This window comes from Stieleria marina, assembly GCA_007741555.1.
GTDB lineage: Bacteria > Planctomycetota > Planctomycetia > Pirellulales > Pirellulaceae > K23-9.
The window spans coordinates 6,359,996-6,379,194 of sequence record CP036526.1 but is presented as its reverse complement, the minus strand read 5'-3'; the positions used below and the strand labels follow the sequence as shown (position 1 = coordinate 6,379,194).

Genomic DNA, 19,199 nt, shown 5'->3' with positions numbered 1-19,199 from the left:
CACTCGTTACTGCGACGCTCCGCGGCGCAATTCCTGCAACACAGAGCAGTTCTGTCAATCACCTAAGCTCGGCACGATAAACCAACATCACACCTGTGTTTCCAGCAGATCCAACGCCAGCACATCAACAAGGGAATCCATCTCCTGGTCATTCCATTCGTCGTGCTTGGAATCCGTCACAGATTGTCTTGTCGGGGCGACAGCCAAGGTGGCTTGCGATCCAGTCAATTCGTAATGTTGGCTCTTAGACCGAGCGATATCTCTTTCGATCAAATCCTCGGCAGGGTTGGCCCGTGAGTAAACCGCATCGACGGCGCGGGGCAAGAAGTCGGACGCGGGGTAACTGTCCAAGGATTCTCCTTGAGCCAATTCGCCCGAACCCGGTCGATGTTGCTCGGCCAGAAAATTTAACACTGTCAATATATCATCCGGTGAAATCAGACCATTGCCGCTGGTATCAACGAAATGGTCACGTCGAGAATCGGGACGTGCAAAGGGTAGACGATCCCGCTCTGCGATAGGAAGACTCGCGCGTTCAGCGAGATCGTTGATGACAATCAGAGCGTCATTCGGAGTCACTTCACCACTATTGTCCACATCAGCAAAAGCCGATTGATTGATCCAGGGAGTCTCGTTCGCAGCAACGGTGATCGGCACATCGAGCATGACTTGGCTGGCGGGATCGCTGGGGTCGGTCGCCTTGACCTGAACACTGATCCGGTTGCCCAATGATCCTGCAGTTCCTTCGGTGGACTCTACATATTGCCCGGCTATCAGTCGCAAGACGCCATCGACGATCTCGAAGCGAGCGTCCTGGGATTCGAACTCAAACGTATCGTCTCCCTCAGGGTCGTAAACTTGAACACGTCCGACAATAATCTGTCCTGAGATGCGTTCGGAAAGACTGCCGAAGCCATTGTCGACGTCGCCGGGTGAAAACGTCGGTCCGCTCTCGACGCTGGCTAGTCGCAATTCGCGTGGTGCGTCGTTGTCAGCTTCGACTTGGATTGTAAACGTTTGCCGTGTCACGCCACCTTGAGCATGGACCGCTTCGATGATGACGTCCTTGGTGAAACTCTGTCGTTCGTTGAGTGCTTCCGAAGCAACGACCTTTAGCTGATCACCGGCGATGGCAAACAGGCCGCCAGCGTCATCGGCCAATCGATACGTCACGCTGTCGTCTTCATCCAAATCGCTGATCGAAACGCTTTGGACGACGGAGCCGGATGGCAGTTCTTCCGAGATCATTGCAGGCGGCATGGCCAACGTTCCGTAGGGACTACAGTCGGCATCGCCGCTAGGAATGATGACGTCCAATCCCGGTCCACCGCGAATAACATCGCAGCCACCACGGCCAAAAATCGTATCAATCCCTTCGCCACCAAACAGGGCGTCGTCGAGGCCGCTGCCTGTGATGACGTCATCGCCACCGAGTCCGTAAACGTTTAGCTCACCCGTAAAAGATGAGTCTGCGAAATCAAACACATCATTCAAATCGGTTCCGTTGGCATTAGTCGTTGGAGCCTTCAATTCGCCGCGAATGTCCATCTCGACCGGCAATCCTTCCACGCCCGAAAGTTCAATTTGGCGTACCGCTTCCAGCACACTTCCCAGATCCACGATCAGCATCCCCGTGGCGGCTAGGATCAAGTCCCGTTCCGACGTTACATTTTCGGACACCCGAATCGCACCACCCGCACGCAGATTCAAGTCGCCAACGGTTTTGAACCCAGAATCAAATCGCTGCGTCGAAGCCTCTTCGCCCTGGGGAGCCTGTTCACCCTGCAGAACTCGTTCGCCCTGTGCACCACTGTCGGCCACTACGTTGCCAATTTCGATATCGGACTCGTTTTCAAGGTAAACCGATCCGCTGGTCGATTGGCCCTCGATGGCTCCGACGTTCGTACGCAAAGGTCGATCTTCCGATCCGATGTCACCCGAAGCGAACAACCACAGCTTGCCAGCGACGACACCGGTCTCATCATCGTCTTCGACGGGAACCGAGGGATTCGGACCAGGCGTTGGTGCAGGTCCTGGTGTAGGAGCGTCATTGATCGGGCGTCCTAGAATACGACCGTCCAAGGCTGCAATGAATGCGGTTTCGTCGGTCCTCACTAAGCTCAAGTTCAAGTCGCCGGTGGTTTCGTTGAGATAGGTGTTCGCAGTGCTCTGGGTGGTCAGATAGCCCATGTTTGTTTGACTGACGTCGGGATCATTAGCGTCGGGGCTATCGATGCCTGGGCTATCGTTGCCCATCCCGCCATCGATGCTACCGCCGTCGTTGCTGTCAGAGTCCCCAGCGGGCAACAAGTCACTATCGGTAGTATTTTCGTTTGGAATGAAAACATAGTTGCTATCGATGTCTAGCTCGTTGCCAGCTTGCCCAATGGTGCCAAAGTTGGCTGTCAGCGTGATGGACTTGCCAAACACATCGGTTTGCGGACGCGACGGCAGATCCGAATCGTCGTCCACCAGTGGTTGGACGTTCGGATCTTGAACATCGACAGTATCGAGAATCGAATTCTGGGCCCGCAGATTAACCGAACCGTATTTCGCGTGAATCAATCGAACATTCAGATCGCTGTCCGTCTCGTTCAATCCGATGTCGTTCGCGGCCAAGGCAGTCACTACGCCCGTTGCCGCAGCGTCAATGTCCAGTAGTGAGCGACTCGATCCAATGCTGCCCACTATCGACGTTAAAGAGATCGACTCGGCTCGCAAATTTGTGATGTCGTCAGAGAAAGCATCAACGATCGATCCTATTGATTGAATATCGATAAACGAATTTTTGGAGAACACTTGGTTGATGCGCAGATCGGAATCGGAATGAAGTAAGTCTCGATGATCGATGACGACTTCCTGGTCCGCTCTCGTGATCAAATAGCCGTCCGACCCGGTACCGATCCGCAATGGACGCTCAAGCGTCCCCACGTGACCACTGGTTGATTCCAAGACCACGCGCCCGCCGAACACTCGCGGCACTGATGCAGCCAGCGATGAGAGATCATCTTTAACTTTGATCTGAACTCGCTGGTCATCCGCAGTGCGAACTTGGCCGATCGTCAAGCCGGATTCGGAACCGATAAAGATCTGACGCCCCGAGATGACTGATACAGAACCGGATTGTTCGCCATCTCCGTCAGCGCTCAACCTGATGTCAATATCCTCACGTCGTAGGACACGCTGGTAAGTCGCCTCGGCCATCGTGGCCGCGACGGGTGCGATCAGGATATTGGACACCACGAAATCTTCTTGGTCCGGGCGAAGTGGTCCATCTGGATCACGAGGACCATTGCCGTTCTGAGGAATCGAAACCGTCATCGTACTGCCGTTGATCGCCAAAACGGTGTAGAAGATACCTTCGTCAGTCGTGTCGCGGTTCGCTTCCAAGAACACTTCTTGGCCCACCTCGAATCCGTAGTCACGCCAGTTCTCGGTAATGTCAATGTCGCCACTTTCGGTCAGAAACGTAATCTGCTGACCACTTAGTCTCGCCGGAAGCGACAGTGGTTCCTGAGTCAATTTGACCACGTCGAACGGTTCAGCGCCATCCAATGCGGCCCGTTGATCTAGGTTCATCATGGTTGGCTGACCGGAATCGTCGAACAATGCGATTGTGGTTCCGTTTTGGTAGCGACCGACACCCAAGCGGTTGTCGATGAGGACATTCTGTGCCGTGATGTTGGGTTCTTCGACGGCAAACTCGGTGTCGGTCACGTTCAAGAACGCGCGGCTGCGAAGCGACTCCAATTCCTCCTGCGTCCAGACTTTGACATTCGCGATTTCCGTTTCGTCATCGGCGGTCGGCAGGTACTGATAGTTTTGCTGGAATGCATTGCCTTCGCTGCCAAATTCCTCATGGAGCGAACGATACTGTTGCGTGCGACTGTTGGACACCGTCGTCGCACGCTCATTGACTTTGGCCGTCAATTCGGGTTCGACCAAACCGTTTTCAATCTCTTGCTCTCGAAAGAATTCACGTTCGCCGTCGGACACTTCGATCACAAACGTCGCATCAAAAACGCTCGGGTCTGCATGCGTGTTTCGCCAATTCCAATAGGTGGCATAGGCATCGTTCTTCGACGCAATCAGTGCTTCACGACGTTCGGTTCGGCGTGCTTCACCGTCCAGCAATTTCAAGGCATCCCACACCGAACTGACCAACTCCTCTTGGGCCCGTTTATCGATTTCTTGTAGCTTGTTGCCATCGATCAGCGTGCCGAAGTCGCTATCGGGGTCAAAGGTCATTGTCAGATCACCACCGGCATAGATCTCCTTCAGGACCAGATCGCCGGAGTGCTTGGTGTGAATATCGCCTGCCGCCCAAGCGGTCAGGCTATCGCCAAGCGTCTGCCGGGCGTTCAAATTGTCGACTTGCAGCGGCTGGTCGGCTTGGCCAACGCTGCCTGTGCGAGCCGTCAGATTGATCGCGTCACCGATCACTTTGGATGAGTCATTGATTCCGACAATGCTGCCCTGAGAAAACAGTGTCACATCGCCATCGTTACTCTCCAGCCCCGACGTGTTCGCGATGATTTGATCGACAAACAGATCGCCGCTGACTTCGTTAGCGAAGATGTCGCCAGCGACGGTGGTTAGGCTGACCGATCCATTCACTTCGACTTGCATCCAATCGGACGTGTCCGTGAAGTCGGTGTTCGCCAACTGTCGGGTGGGGATGCCTCGCCCGGCGCTGGTTAATGGCCGGATGTACTCATAGACCTTGCCAGGAGTACCGCCAGCGGTGTGATCGAAATTGACCCGCACGCGATATCCGGGCACCACGGCAACCTGTTGATCCGACGTGAAGTCGTATACGGGTAGATCGGCGATGTTGGTATTGATGGGAATCGTTTCGCTACCGATCCCGCCGGTCGCCGAAAGATCGACATGGCGACCGCCGATGATCGCGTCGGCCGAATTGAATTGAATTTCAGATGCGTCAATCAGCGTCGTTCCGTTGGGGTTGCGAAGTTCGCCATCAACAAAGACACGTCCAAGCGATTGGATCTCAATTTCGCCTTCGGCTTGACCAAGAAACTGAATGTCGATCGGCTGGTCGGCGATGATGTTGTGCTTGTGAAGCGTGACCCCGTAGGTGACGTCCACCAGTTTCCAACGCACGGTCTTGACCGACCACGGGCCCCAGCCGGACCAACGCGGTTTCAAATCGTATTTCTGCGTCTTGGTTGGTTCGTTTGTCACCTCAGTGTTGTAGCGATACTTGAGCTGATTGTTGTTGGACGTAGTCGAGACGTAGAATCGATCGTTGGATCGATCCGAATTGAGGGTAAGGGTATCCTCAACTTCGGGACCAACACGATCCAATGGGTCAGGGTCAAAGAAGTTTGGGATCAAGCCCCAAAGCGAATCCTTTGAGTAATTTGATGTTACGGTCGTTCGAGTTCCTTCCACAATCGTCCAGGCCAATCGAAGCTTGTCCTTTGGCTTGTAGGAAAAATCACGTCCTGTGGATCGGGTCGAAGTCGAACCTTCTTGCACATGAACCAAGTCGCCTTCACGCTGGTAGATCGTTACCAGCGGAGCCTCGGGCGTTCCTTTCAACGTGTCCTTGATGATGAGAGTCCCTTCACCACGCTGAGACACGTCCAGTCGACGGATTTCCATGTCGTAGGTGGTTTGGTTGTCGATGTTGATTTTGGCGTAATCACCAAAGACACGAATTTCACCGTTTCGCGTATTGGCGACGGCTCCCGTTAAATCTACGTAGCCTCCGCTGGCACGAAGTTCTTCCACAACAATTCGGTTCAAATCGAAATCAAAGAAAGCCGCAAGGTCGCGACTACGCGGATCGGTCAACCGTAGTGGTGGTGGCGGGTTTTCATTACCCAGTTCGAGATTCGCTCTACGTGCTCTTAAAATATCGTCCGCGATCGAATCGTCGATGACCAAGTTGTATTCGCCACGCCCGCTTTGGATCACACCGTTGACATTGATGTACTCGGCCGTGATGAAAATCCGCTCGCCTTCTAGAATCGTGCTTTCGCCGTTGACCTCTTCGGGGTGCTTGCCCGCGAAGTAGAAATTCTGGTTGTCAACCGCATTGCGATAACGTCCATCAGATCCCCATCGTCCGTTCGTCACGATCACCGAACTACCATCACGATCGAACGTGTCTTGCAAATTTTCCGGCTCGGAACCAAAAATATCAAATTGGCCACCCGAGTCGATATTGACGGTCCCACTTCGGCCAGCCTGGATACTTTGTGTTTTCGCAATGATCGATGAATCGATTTTGATGCTACCGCCGCCACCGGCAAAAGCCACCAACTGCACCGAACCGTTGACGTTACTGATTGGATCGCCGGTGACGGTAATGTTGGGCCAAGGAAATTGCTCGTCAGTACCCAGTGCAATGCTTCTGACATCCAAAGTGTTTTCAACACGAACGATCGGGTCGGGGCCTGGTAAAACTCCGTTCTCTTGTGAAACGTCGCTTCCGTTCAGGAAGACACCGCCTTGAGAATCAGGAATCAAAATCCCGGTGACTTCGACATACGCTGGCGTGTCATTAAGGATTTCGACTAATGCGTCGCCTGGAGCGATGAACTGACCGGAATCGGACCGATTCAAATTGTCAGCACGGACATCGATCGAACCGGCTTGGGCGACGATCGGGTCGACCACGATGGTCAGAGCCGATGAGTTCAGGCGAATGATGACATCATCCGGTGCGCCATCGGGCGTATAAGCAATGCCTTGTTCGAGCTGTTTCTGCTTCAACGAAGCGATTTGCTCTTCGTAAAAGGTTTTCAAACTCTCATCAGCGCTGAATTTAATCAGTTGCTCTTCCGCTGCTTCGATGGCTGCATCAAGGCTACTGACGACCGGCGTCAATCTTTTTGAAAAGCCTACGTCGCCAACGGTCTCAAAGGATACGTCGTAAAAGTCAGGGTCGTCAGGATTGTCCGCGTCCGCCAAGGGGGCGGTTGGGTCGCGTGTAACGTCTGTGATTTTCAACGTTTGTACCCGATGAATCCCGGTCTCAACCGTACCATCGATGTTCACGTTGGCCAGCGCGGAATAGTCAGCCACGCCGCCTCCGTAGCCTTCCACACCTCCCTCGCTTGACAAATTGTTCACCGCATTGGCCAGTCCCGAAACCCACGACACGGCTTTGGCCTGCGTGTCCAATTGGTTGATTCCGTCACGTTCGGCATGCAGTCGAATGTCGCCGCGGGATTGGACGACCGAATTGGCCTCGACATCGATGGTGTTGATTTGGTGAAGCGTCGCGTTGGCGTTGACGTTGGTGATTGGAATCAGACTGCCTGCGAAGGTGTCGTTGTACGACGTGATCCTGTAATCATCGGGATTGAATCGTGTATCAGTCCCAGCCGAGATATCAATGTTCCTATCGGCACGCACGACAGCGCCCGCCCCAGAACCCGAGCCGATCGAAATAAGATTGGTCGGATTCAGATCAACCGTCGTGGTGCCGGTGCCGACCGTGGCCGCACCAAAAATTTCCGAATTGGCTTGGATGTCGATTTCGCCACCACCGCGTGCGGACAGCGTGATGTCGCCGCCAGAAATCACGCTTGCATTGCCAATCGAGACCTTGGCCTCATCTTTGGTCGTCTCGAACCTGACACCCACTCCACCACCTGCCGCAGCACCAGCACTGCGGACGGTTGATTGCTCGAACGCATCGAAATGGTTGAAGCTGTGTGCATCGATGCTTGTCGATGCTGTCAGTGAAGCGTTGTTAGCTACGTTGACGGCCGTTGTCAACGACAACGTGGTGTCGTTTGATACGCCGACGGCGGCAATCGCGCCGCCAGTAGTTGCATTGACTTGGCCGCTACCACCGACTGCTGGTTTGACGATTCGATTGTCGGCGGAAGCGTCAATGACATTGGCTACCAGCGTTGCTTCGCCAATGTCGGTCGTCACCGTGGATGTAACACTGTTGTCCACGTCGCCGCCGCCACCCGTCAGGAGTCCGCCGGATGTCGCAAGCAACGTGGCGTTGAATTCAGACGTTTGGTCGGCAAATATTTCCAAATCACCCAGCACCGTGATTTCGGATTGATCGCCGATTTCAGCTTTGGTCGTCGATGCATTGACAGTTTTGGGAACCGCGACGGCAACCGGAATCGCACCACCACCGATGGAACGTGCATGAGCAAAGTTCTTCGTATGCGAATCGGCTTCGACCAGCAGCGATGATGCAGCCAATGAAACACCGGTTCCGATCGTGGCAGTCGTTTCGCCGTCCGTTGTGGCCGTCGCCGACGTCACACCCACCGCAATGAGTCCGCCAGCCACACCGGCAGTTTCGGCCCGTTGATTGGTGTCACGCATGGCCACAACATCGGCGTCGCCGACCGTTACGTCGCTGGCGCCATCGGCGATCTGTGCCGAAACATTGATCTTGTCTGTGAAGGAAGTCTTGCTGGCTTCGATACCAATTAACAAGCCACCGGATGAAGATGTGACAGTGGCAAGAGACTGTTCTGGCTGCGACAAAGCAGCCTTCACGTTGAGTGTCTCCACATCGATCACGCTTGATTGGCTGTCCAGCGTCGCGTCAATGTTGCCTTGCAAATGCACGTTGGTTTGCGAAACGCCAACATCCAGCCCGGTGCTGATGCCGAACCCTCCTGCATCGCCGTTTGCGATAGGTGTTGCTGACGCCAAGATCGACAAACTGCGGGCCTGGACCTCCGAACGCGTCAACGAAGCGTGGGTCGTCGGGGTGATACTGGTCGTCGCCACGCTGCCGCCACCACCAATACCGATTAAAGCGGCGGTAATATTGGTGCCTTGGGTTGTCGAGTCAGCCGTCGCACGATTATTGGACTCAGCTTTGACTTCCCCCACGTTCAAGTCGCTATCAACGACCGTCGCTATCGCTGATGACGTAATGTCGGTGTTGGCGATCGCGCCACCACCATTGATGGAACCGCCGAAACTAATGTTGGCCGCGACCGCAGCAGCATAGGCGGATGTCGTGACGTCGGCTGTTTCTTCGGCGCGAACAATCACGTTGGCCGTACTACTGTCCAGTATGGACTCGGTCAACGTCGCGGTGACCTGATTTGCGACAGTGCTATCGCTACGCGAAATCGATACGGAAAGGCTTCCTGACAGAAGACCACCGACGGCACCAACCGTGATCGATTCGACATGAGAATCGACCGTTGCCGAGTCTGTTGCCAAGACTTGAAAAATGGGGGGGATTTGCGATTGGTTCAATGTGCTGCTTTCCACGCTAGCGGAAATGTTCGATGCAAGCACGTTGAAGGCGGCTGCGCCGGCCGCTGATCCCGCTGCGCTGCCGTTGACTGCGGCAGCGGCAGCGACCGATGTTGCGTTGACTCGTGCGTTCACGTTGTCGGTTGAGCGTGATTCCAACAGCAGTTCAAAGTGTGGCTTTATTACACTGCCGCGGACGGCGGCGATCACTTGATTCGTTTCGTCCGTCAACTGATCCGCCGCGTTGGCCAGACCGCCGATGTGGTTACTGGCGGTGACGACACCAATCGAAAGCCCTCCAGCGACTCCGGCCGCGCCCGTCGCAGAGGCACTTCCGGATTTGATCTGTGCATCAATGTCGTTTTCACTGACCGCTCTGGCATACACCGAACGGGCAACGTCGCTATCGACCATCAAGGCTTGCAGTTTGTTCTGAATGACATTGTCAGCCGTCGCGCCACCACCACCCACAGCAACGGATCCTGAACCCGAAAAAGCACCCGAGACGATCACGCCTAAATTAAACGCGTTAATGGTGTTCGTTTGCCTTGCAGTGACATCGACTCTACCACTGGAAGCGTCAGACGCTTTTAGGCTTGTGATCGACGCTTCGATGTCGTTGGAGAGGTGATTGTCAGAGACCGAGACTCCAACGGCCAGCGAACCAGATGCCGCCACACTTCCCACCACGCCAACGATGACAGCGTCGGTGACGCTGGAAATCGCGGAGGTGTCATTTGCATTGACACGAATCAACGGTGCATCGATCAGATCATCCGGATCCGCATCACCGTCCCCGAGTATTTTCGCATGAATGTCTTGGTCGATTCGGTTTTGTGTGCGCGACCCACTGCCGCTGGCTGCCGCGCCCGCACTTGCACCGCCGGCCACGGCGATGCTGGCGACTAAGACCAACGAGTCGATGGTTTGGCTTGCGATGGCTTCCACTTGGACTCCGACCAACGCGACAGCTTCGGAGTTTTCCAGAATCGCGACGACTCCAGATTCGACCGGTGTCTCGCTTGCATCGGTACCGACGTAATTTTTTGCGACGGCGGCACCGATTGCGGCGGACCCGACAGGACCTGCGGCACCCGACAGTCCAACGAAAACACCGTAGACGTTCGCATCGATGTCAGTATTGCTGCCAGCTCTGACGATGATTGATCTAGCCTGAGTCAACGAACTGTGTTTCACTTCGGTGCGATTGTCCGTCTCGATCACGTTCGACGCGTCCGCGCCACCACCACTTAACGCCGCTGATAATCCTTTCGCTCCGCTGATACTGACGGTCGCGGCAACTGCTACTGATTCAATCGTGGCGGCATCGGTCGATTCAATACGGATGTCACTGGTGTCGGCTGCTACCAAGATCGAATCTGTTACCTCGGCGCTGACCTTTCGTGTGACATCATGTTTGGCGATCGAGAGCCCCACCTCCCCTTGGACACTTAATCCCGATGATCCGCCTAGCCCCAGCGAAGCTCCGATGGCCGATGCGCCGATCATCAAAGTGTCGTTTGCTAGGACGTCAATGCCGCTGGAAGTGGATGTTAAGTTTGAACCGTCAGTCACGGTCGCTTCGACGATGCTGCTGATCGTGTTGTGTGCCCCCGCGCCGGACCCGGCAAGCGTTGTGTTGAATCCCGTCGACACGCCGGCTCCCAAATCGGCGGCCACTGCCCAAGCGTTTATCTTGGGCGGTGTCATGGCTGGATCGGCATCCGGATCCAGCCCCGCGCGGATGTGAATCTCTCCGTTGGCCGTGAGGGCCGATTCACTGACAGTTGCCGAAAGAGTTTGATCGACATTGTTAAAGGCCAGCGCGATGCCGATCGCACCGCTGATATTGCTTCCTGCCCCCGTTGCAACCGTTAAGCTGAACCCGCCTGCGTCCGCAGCGATTTCGGTTTGATCGATGGCCGTCACCATCAGCGATCCGACCGCGACATCGATGGTGGACTCGTTCAAACTGGCTGACCGTGTTTTGGTCACATCGTTCCTGGCACCTGATCCGGCTCCGCCCAACAATCCAGTGATGCCGGTCCCCCCTAAAGAAACAGCAACGCCACCAGCGAGAGCGAACGACTTGGTGAAGCCAGATGCTTCGGTCGCGATTTCCAGGTTGCCTGCGCCCACCGTGACAACCGAATCAAAAACTTCGGACGTCGTCGCTCCAGTCACATCATTGATCGCCACGCCAACCGCCGAAGAAATGGCTGCTCGGTTTTGCGGTGTCTTCGACGCAGCAATGCTCAACCCACCTGCGTCGGCTTCGATTTCGGGGGCTTCTTTGGCACGAACAGCCACGCCCGCAGACGTTTGCGTTGTCAAGTCGCTTTCGCGAATGATGGCGGCCGCATTTTGATCGACGGTGTTGACTGCAACGGCACCAGCACCGGCAAAATTTAGTTGACTATTCCCGGCAGAGCCTTGCACCGCAATCGACCCGCCGACCACGATGCCGCGAATCGTACCGCCCAACAAAGCGTCTACGTTCACGGTAGCCGAAGTTGACGTTTGGCGATCGATCGACGCATCGGTATCTGTCTTCACATCGTTGATCGCGACGGGAACGGTCAATGCAATCGCGCCAAGTTTACTTGTTTGTGTGTTGGACTGACTATTGCCGATTCCTTGCAACGCACCCGACATGACCAGTGAAAAGACGGCCCCGTCATCAGCTTTGGCAACCACATCAACGACTCCGTCGACATCGATCAGACCTTGCTGTGACAACAGTGGCTCATCCAAGTTACGACGCCCGATCGTTGCTTGAACTTGTTGATCGATCTTATTCACGCCAATCGAAACGCCGATGCCGGATTGTTCGCCAAGCAAGAACGCGCCCACGATATTGGTCCGCACCAAAGCATCGGTTGCATGCACGACCAAGTCACCCGCGTTGATCGTCACGGCTTGACCGATCAAGGCCTGAGTCGTGGTGGCGATATCGGCCGCTGCGATCGAAGCGGAAAACCCGAAGTCCGTCGACTTCACGCCTGTCTGCACGATGCTCAAGTTGTAGAGATCCGAGTCTGCTTCCACGCGGACAAGATCATCCGCATTGACCAGGGCTGAGTCGCCGATCTCAGCGATGCTGGTGTGATCAGCCAGCGCAATGATCGCGATACCGCCAACCGCCTTTGCACCACGCACGCCGAACGGATTGACAAGCTGCTTGAGAAAATCCTGAGGTTTCTTGGCCTTGCTACTCAACGCCTCCAACACACCTTGCACGCCCAAATTGATGGCGGCCATCTGACCCGCTTCGATGACGGTGCCGGTGATGTCCGAACTCACGCTGACCGACGAGTCGAAACTACCGTCGTCAACGTCCGCCAAGTCAACCGTTTGATTGACGCGTGCTGCTTCGCCGATTCTTGCCTGGACGTCGTTGCTCATATTCGTCACGACAACGGCACCGCCAAAGACCTTTTGGTCACCTTTGCTACCGGCGAGCGTTTTGGCTTCGACGTTCAAAATGTTCGACAGACCCAGACTACCGTCGTTCAGCGAATCAAATCCGTTCAGGCCGTGCTGCTGAATTGTCGTCACGGGGTTAATCGCTTCCAACACCGATTCGACCAACATGGGATGGTCCACGGTCGCTGAAACAATCGTGTCACGCAGTGCGTCCGTGGATACAGAATCGGTCGGCGGGTCCGTATCCTCCTTAACGCCGATGAAAGCCGACACATTATTGACATAATGGCCGTACCCAATCGCCAGTGATAACTCGGTGTCGTTGCCGTTGTTTTCGTCAGGGTCCTGGCTTTCCTCTTGGTCATCAACACCGCGCCGGGTGGCTTCGGACGATGTCGACAAAGCCGTTTTTTGATCCACGCTGGCGTCGACAACCAAATCAGACCAAGACGTCAGCACTGCCGACGGAGCGACTTCTGCGCTGACGTTGTGAAAGAAGATGGGGACTGCGATTGTGCCCGCTAGATCGTGATTCTTACGGAATTCGCTTTGCGTTCCCGTTCGATTGCCGCCCTCCGTCGCCGCACCTTCTCCCAAGCCGCCGCGCAATCCATTGATGAGACCATAGCCACCGCTAATAGTCTTGTCGATTTGACCTTGGGCAACGCCCGTCAAGACTTCCGGCCAAGGCTGAGCCTCATCGCTGAGTGCGATCCCTGCGTCTGCGCCGTTGGTCGCATCCAGTGACGCGTCGATCAGAATACCTTGTTGCTGAACTTGGCCAATGAACTGGCCCGCTGTCGTGCCACCACCGATTAGGTCCACCACCTGCGCGTCATCCGTCGCTTGCAACGTGGTCACCAAGCGGATTTGATTGGGCGAATCCGGGGCCACGATCACGCGGTAGCCCATTTGGTCCTGCAAGTTGTCAATCGGCGCATCGGGTAAATCAACAGTCGCAACGACTTCGCCGGTGTCCGCATCCAACAAATCACTTGAAATCGTCTGCGTTGGATCGACGGCGTAGAATACCAAATCGCCGGTTTGAAATCCGTGTCCGTCGGGCAACTGGATCGTGTCACTTTCGCTATCGACCGCCGATTCACCCGGCACGACGTTTCGCGGGATGAACGAGGCTTGGCGATCGGTGTAGTAAAAGCCGTGGTCGTCCGACGACGGCGCAACAAAGTCGATCGCTTCGGTGCTGCCAGGTAATCGCAAACGAACCACATCACCGTCGCGATCGATTTCGTAAGTCTGATTTTGTTCCAGACCTTCGACGGCGATCGCGCCTGGGTCGAGCTCTAGGTCAGGCCCCAAGTAGGTCAGCGTTTCAACATCATCTGGCAAACCGGCCAGGGTGATCTGGCCATCGCCAGTCGATTGATCGGTTGAAACGTCGCTGACATCAAAGCGGATCGACGCAAGGCTGGAAAGCGTATGAACACTGCCTGCTTTGACTTGGGTGTTGTTCAAATCAATCGTGTTGCCACCGAAACGCACTCGCTGCGACATCGTACCGGCGTCGCCGGAATCCACGTCGGCAACTTGAATGACAACGTAGCTTTCGCCAGAGACCAGTCCGTGCGCGGTTTCCCCGGTGTAAGTAATCCGGTCGCCTTTTTGCAGAGCGGGCGCGTCAAGTGGACGACTGAGGATCACTTCGTTGCTGGCTGCCTCAATATCCGCGGCGGTAAACGTCCACTGTGCGACTTCGTCTTGCTGGCGACTGGTGATTTTCCCGCGAACGTCAGCCTTCACATCAGCATTGTCAATTCCAACGGCAACCGAGATACCGCCCGTGCCGTCCTCAAAAACTGATGTCGCGGCGCGAACGTCGTTGACTGTCGTGCCCTTAGCATCGACCTGAACCGTTCCGCCAGCGTCGATGGTTGTGGATTCGCCCAGAACAATTTTGGAGTCAAGATCGTTCCATGCCAAAGCAATGTTGAACGCGGCGCTAATGTTTTTGCCTGACAAACGCGAGTTGGCTTCGGCCCGTGAAAACAATGTCGAATCGGCTTCCACATCCGTCGTAATATCGACGCGGCCCGCCGCAGCGATTTCCGTATTCCCCAACAGCGAAATTTGCGCGGCGGCGACGGATCGACTAAATCCGATCGCCGTCAGTGTTGACGCCGTCATCGTCCCGATCGACAGCACATTGGTTGTCGCATCCGCAACGGAGTTGGCCGACAAAGTCACCGATGTGTCACTATCGATGTTTGTATCGTTCAAGCTCAGTAATGAGAACGCCGCTCGGCTTTTGACCTGTCCCGACAACGGCAACACGGAACTGATGCCAAGCTGCGGAATCGTCTGTAATTGATCTGTCAATTCACCAGCGATCGTCTCACCCACGCCGCCCAAGTCGTCCCACCGCGTCGATGACTGACCGGCCGAAGTGATCGAAATGTCACGGCCGACAATATCGGCGCCAGTGATTTGGATTTCGCCCGATCGGGTCTCGAAAGACAATGGGTTTGCCGAGTCGACCAGCAGAGAACCTGCCAGCGGTGGCGCATCGACAGCGGTCAGCGTGATCGCTCCCGAACGAAACCCATCGCCAGAATCGGGGCGTGTTCGCAAAAACGAACCCGCTCCAATTTGTATCGACGTCGAACTCAGTTCAATATTGCCAGAGTCGCCTTCCCAGCCACCGGTGTCATTTAAGTCACTCGTCGAGATCCCGCCGGCATTCTCAAAGAGAATCGAATCAGCTTGAATCTGCAGCGAGTTGCCATCCAGATCGACATCCGAGTCCACTCGCAACGAACCGCTGACAATCTCGATCCGATCTTCATCGATGGACTGTACATCTGACTCCCAGATCACGACGCTGTTATCGTCTCTTTGAACGACTTGGATCAATTCACCCATGCGTTGAAGCTCAACGTCCTGTCCGCCAGCATTGATCGACGCGGCCAACAACTGCCGTTTTTCCAGCGTTTCGATCGACATTCGCCGTCGACGAGTGGACCAAACTGGCTTTCGAGGAATGATGCGGCTGCGGCGCGGGGTAGCAGGCATAATTGCTTTTTGCGATGAAAAGAGACTTTGGCATCCGTAGGAAAAGGGCGTGACGAGTGGCTAAACTCTCACGCCGAAAGAACCTGCGTACAAATTGCCGAGATGATGTCATCCTTTTCTTAGAAATTCGCTCTGACCGATTCGTCAGCGCACACTTGTTCACAAACTCTACTCTGCCCCCATGAGCTTCCCGACGTGGAACCCGAAGAACTGACGGTCATCCTGCAGCGAGCCAAGACGGGCGACGAATCCGCTCAAGCCAAGCTGTTCGCCGCTGCACTGGATGAATTGCACGGGGCGGCGTCGGCTTTGATGCAGCAAGAACGAGCCTCGCACACGTTGCAGCCCAGCGCCTTGATCAACGAAGCGGCGCTGCGATTGCTGAAGTCCAACGCGTTGGAGTCGATGCCTGACCGGGCCTACTTTTTTGGCTCGATGGTCCGCGCGATGCGGCATGTCCTTATCGATCACGCTCGTGCAAGAAAGGCAAAACGCCGCCAAGGAAACCAGGTCGCGGTGTCGCTGGACTACGCCATCGACGTGATGGAAAAACAAGCGGGCGTGGATTTGATTGAACTGGACCAAGCTTTGCAGGAACTGGCAAATCAGCGTGAGCGAACGAGCCGGATCGTCGAGTTGCGATTTTTTGGCGGAATGTCCCAACAGGAAATCGCTGATCAAATGAGTTTGTCACTCGCTACAGTAAATCGTGAATGGAGGTACGCGCGGGCCTGGCTGCGCGATCGCTTAGATAATACCCAATCCGAATAATCTTGTTACTATCAGGTTGATAAACGATTTCCTTCGCCCAACCTGCGAGTCCTAGTGCCATGACATCCGGTCCGTCGTCACGCCCAGGTGATCACGACAGCGAGATGGAGATTTTCTCCATGGCGATCGAGCTCGAGTCGGGGGAAAGAAAGGATTATCTGAAGCAGGCTTGTGGAGACGATTTGCAATTGATGTCGCGTGTCGTCGGTCTCTTGGAGCGTGACGCTGAATCCGAAGCGAGTGATTTCTTGGCTCCGGCAGCCATTGATTTGCATGAAAAACTTGGGTCGTCTTCGGCAGCATCGCGTCCTCAGTCTTTGGTGGGACGAACCATTGGACCGTTCACCGTGCTTCGCGAAATAGGCCGTGGCGGGATGGGCGCGGTTTACCTAGCCGAGCGAACAGCAGGACCGACGCAGCAAGTCGCCATCAAAGTCTTGCGTCTTGGCTTTGGTCACGACGAGATGATGCGGCGTTTTCGAGACGAAGCGCAGTTCGCGGCAGCCTTGGGCGAGCACCCCAGCATTGCCAGCCTGATCGATGCAGGAATGACCGACGACGGAATCGCTTACTTGGTCATGGACTATGTCGATGGTAAACGCATCGATCATTACTGCGATCAAAACGAACTGAACGTCGCGGATCGATTGACATTGTTCACCGATGTTTGCGACGCAGTCCAATTTGCGCACCGCAACGCCATCATTCACCGCGACATCAAACCCAGCAACATTTTGGTGACTGACGATGGGCAAGTAAAACTGATCGACTTTGGCATCGCCAAACTGACCGAGCCGAAACCTGGCTTCGACAATGAAGAAACTCAAACCGCCTACCGCGTTTTAACCCCCGCCTACGCAAGCCCCGAGCAAGCTCGCGGCGACGCGCCGACGACGTCGTCGGACGTCTATTCCTTGGGCATTGTGCTGTACGGGCTGTTGACGGGTCGAGCACCCTATGACGTCCAAACCGGTGATCCACAGCAACTGGTCCGAATGATTCAACAAGTCCAGCCGCTGCACCCGCGCTTGGCAATCGATCGCCCAATCAATCAAAGCGACCGAAAGACCGAGCAAGAAATCGCGACCCGACGCAAGTCGTCTGTGACCAGACTCCGCCGCGATCTCTCGGGTGACTTGGGAACCATCGTCTTGATGGCCCTTCGCAAAGAGGCTTCGCGACGGTACGGGACCGTGGATCAATTTTCCGAAGACATCCGGCGGTATCTATCAGGCCATACGGTTCGCGCATGTAAAGACACGCTTGGATACCGCGTGCGCAAATTCGTTCGCCGCAATCGAGTGGGCGTGGCGATGGGAGCGGTGCTGCTGGCAAGTTTGATCGCGGGAGTCGTTGGCACCAGCACCCAATGGATTCGCGCCGAAAGCGAAAAGAACCGTGCCGAACAAAAGGCAAGCGAAGCCGTTGCTGCCGCAAGCCGCGCCAACCGCCTTGCGGAATCCGAAGCGGCGCTACGCATCGACGCCCAGAAGGCTCAACAAAAGTCGATCGCATCGGCGAACGAATCTCGCCGGCAAGCGAAAATGGCACAAGAAGTATCGGATTTTATGGTCGGTGTTTTTCAACAAACCGATCGTCTTGGTGTGCTTGGCTACCAATTCGGGGCTCGTCCGGATCAGCCAACCGATCCCACCGTTCGCGATTTGTTGCAGCGCGGTTCGCGAATGATTGAAACCAAGTTGCAGGATCAACCCATCGTTCGCGCATCGTTGATGACAGAGATTGCCCGGGTGTATCTAGGGCTTGGTTCTCTCGACGAAGCGATCTCAATGCTGCAAACTGCGATGGACATTCACCGCAGTGCGAGTGAATCACAAGGCCAAGAACTGGCCGATACGCTAACGACTTTCGGAATAGCGAGGTACATCCAGGGCCGACACGACGAATCGAAACAGATGCTGGCCGAAGCCATCGAGATTCGCGAACGAGTTCACGGCGCCGATAGTCCCGAAACCGCAAATGAAAAGCTGATTTATGGACTCATCATGCTTGAAGATTCGCGCGGAAGCGCTGCTCAGTACCGCGCTGCGGGAAAGATTCTCCGCGAAGTGGTGAAGATTCGCGAGAGTCAGGCAAATGCTGATCCGTACGAAATGGCAATCGCACTGACAGGCGATGCCATCTATAGCCGAACCGAACACGACATCGCGCGAGCGATGGGATCACTTGCAAAGGCAGGCATTTTCTTGGCAAAGGCACCTGACGGCGGGCTGTATGGCAAAGCATCCATGCTGGCGATCAATGCGACGATCAATTGGCAGATCAGGGAGAACGAACTGGCCTACCAGCAGGTACAGGAGGTCATGGAACTAACGAAGAAAGCGTTGGGTGAATTGCATCCGATCGTCAACCACATTCAAGTTGACCAATCGGTACGCATGTTCGCAGCCGGCGAGCATGAAAAGGCCGAAGTCTTCTTACGAGAGGGAATCGCATTGGCTCGCAAGGCCTACGGACGTCAACCGCGAACTGCCAATGCGTTGAGAGTACTGGGCATTCAGTTGCACAAGCGAAACGTCAAGTCGAGAGAAGCGAAGGAGCTGTTGGCCGAATCATTGGCGATCCTGACCGAAACCCTTGGCCCGGATCATAGACGTACGAAAGACGTTGCGGCGTCGTACCGCCGCGCGACACAGTAGTGCCAGACGGGGCAACCGCTCCAAGGCAGCGGTTAACGACGGTTAACCATTAGCCGCTGACGGGACTTGGGAAAGGCTACGAAAAACGCC

At 55.3% G+C, this 19,199-nt stretch carries 3 protein-coding genes; 2 read left to right on the top strand and 1 reads right to left on the bottom strand.

Annotation, left to right across the window (positions count from 1 at the left end; translation table 11 throughout):
• Positions 1-87: 87 nt before the first annotated feature.
• Entirely contained in the window at positions 88-15,678 is a 15,591-nt protein-coding gene (locus K239x_RS22665) for a hypothetical protein (RefSeq protein WP_145420634.1), read from the bottom strand.
• A gap of 195 nt (positions 15,679-15,873) precedes the next feature.
• Between K239x_RS22665 and K239x_RS22660 the strand changes: the two genes are divergently transcribed.
• Together K239x_RS22660 and K239x_RS22655 are read left to right on the top strand one after the other, a co-directional pair.
• A complete protein-coding gene (locus K239x_RS22660) occupies positions 15,874-16,449 on the top strand; it encodes an ECF-type sigma factor (protein ID WP_419189288.1) in 576 nt (191 codons plus the stop codon).
• A gap of 59 nt (positions 16,450-16,508) precedes the next feature.
• A complete protein-coding gene (locus K239x_RS22655) occupies positions 16,509-19,109 on the top strand; it encodes a serine/threonine-protein kinase (protein ID WP_145420632.1) in 2,601 nt (866 codons plus the stop codon).
• Positions 19,110-19,199: the final 90 nt, after the last annotated feature.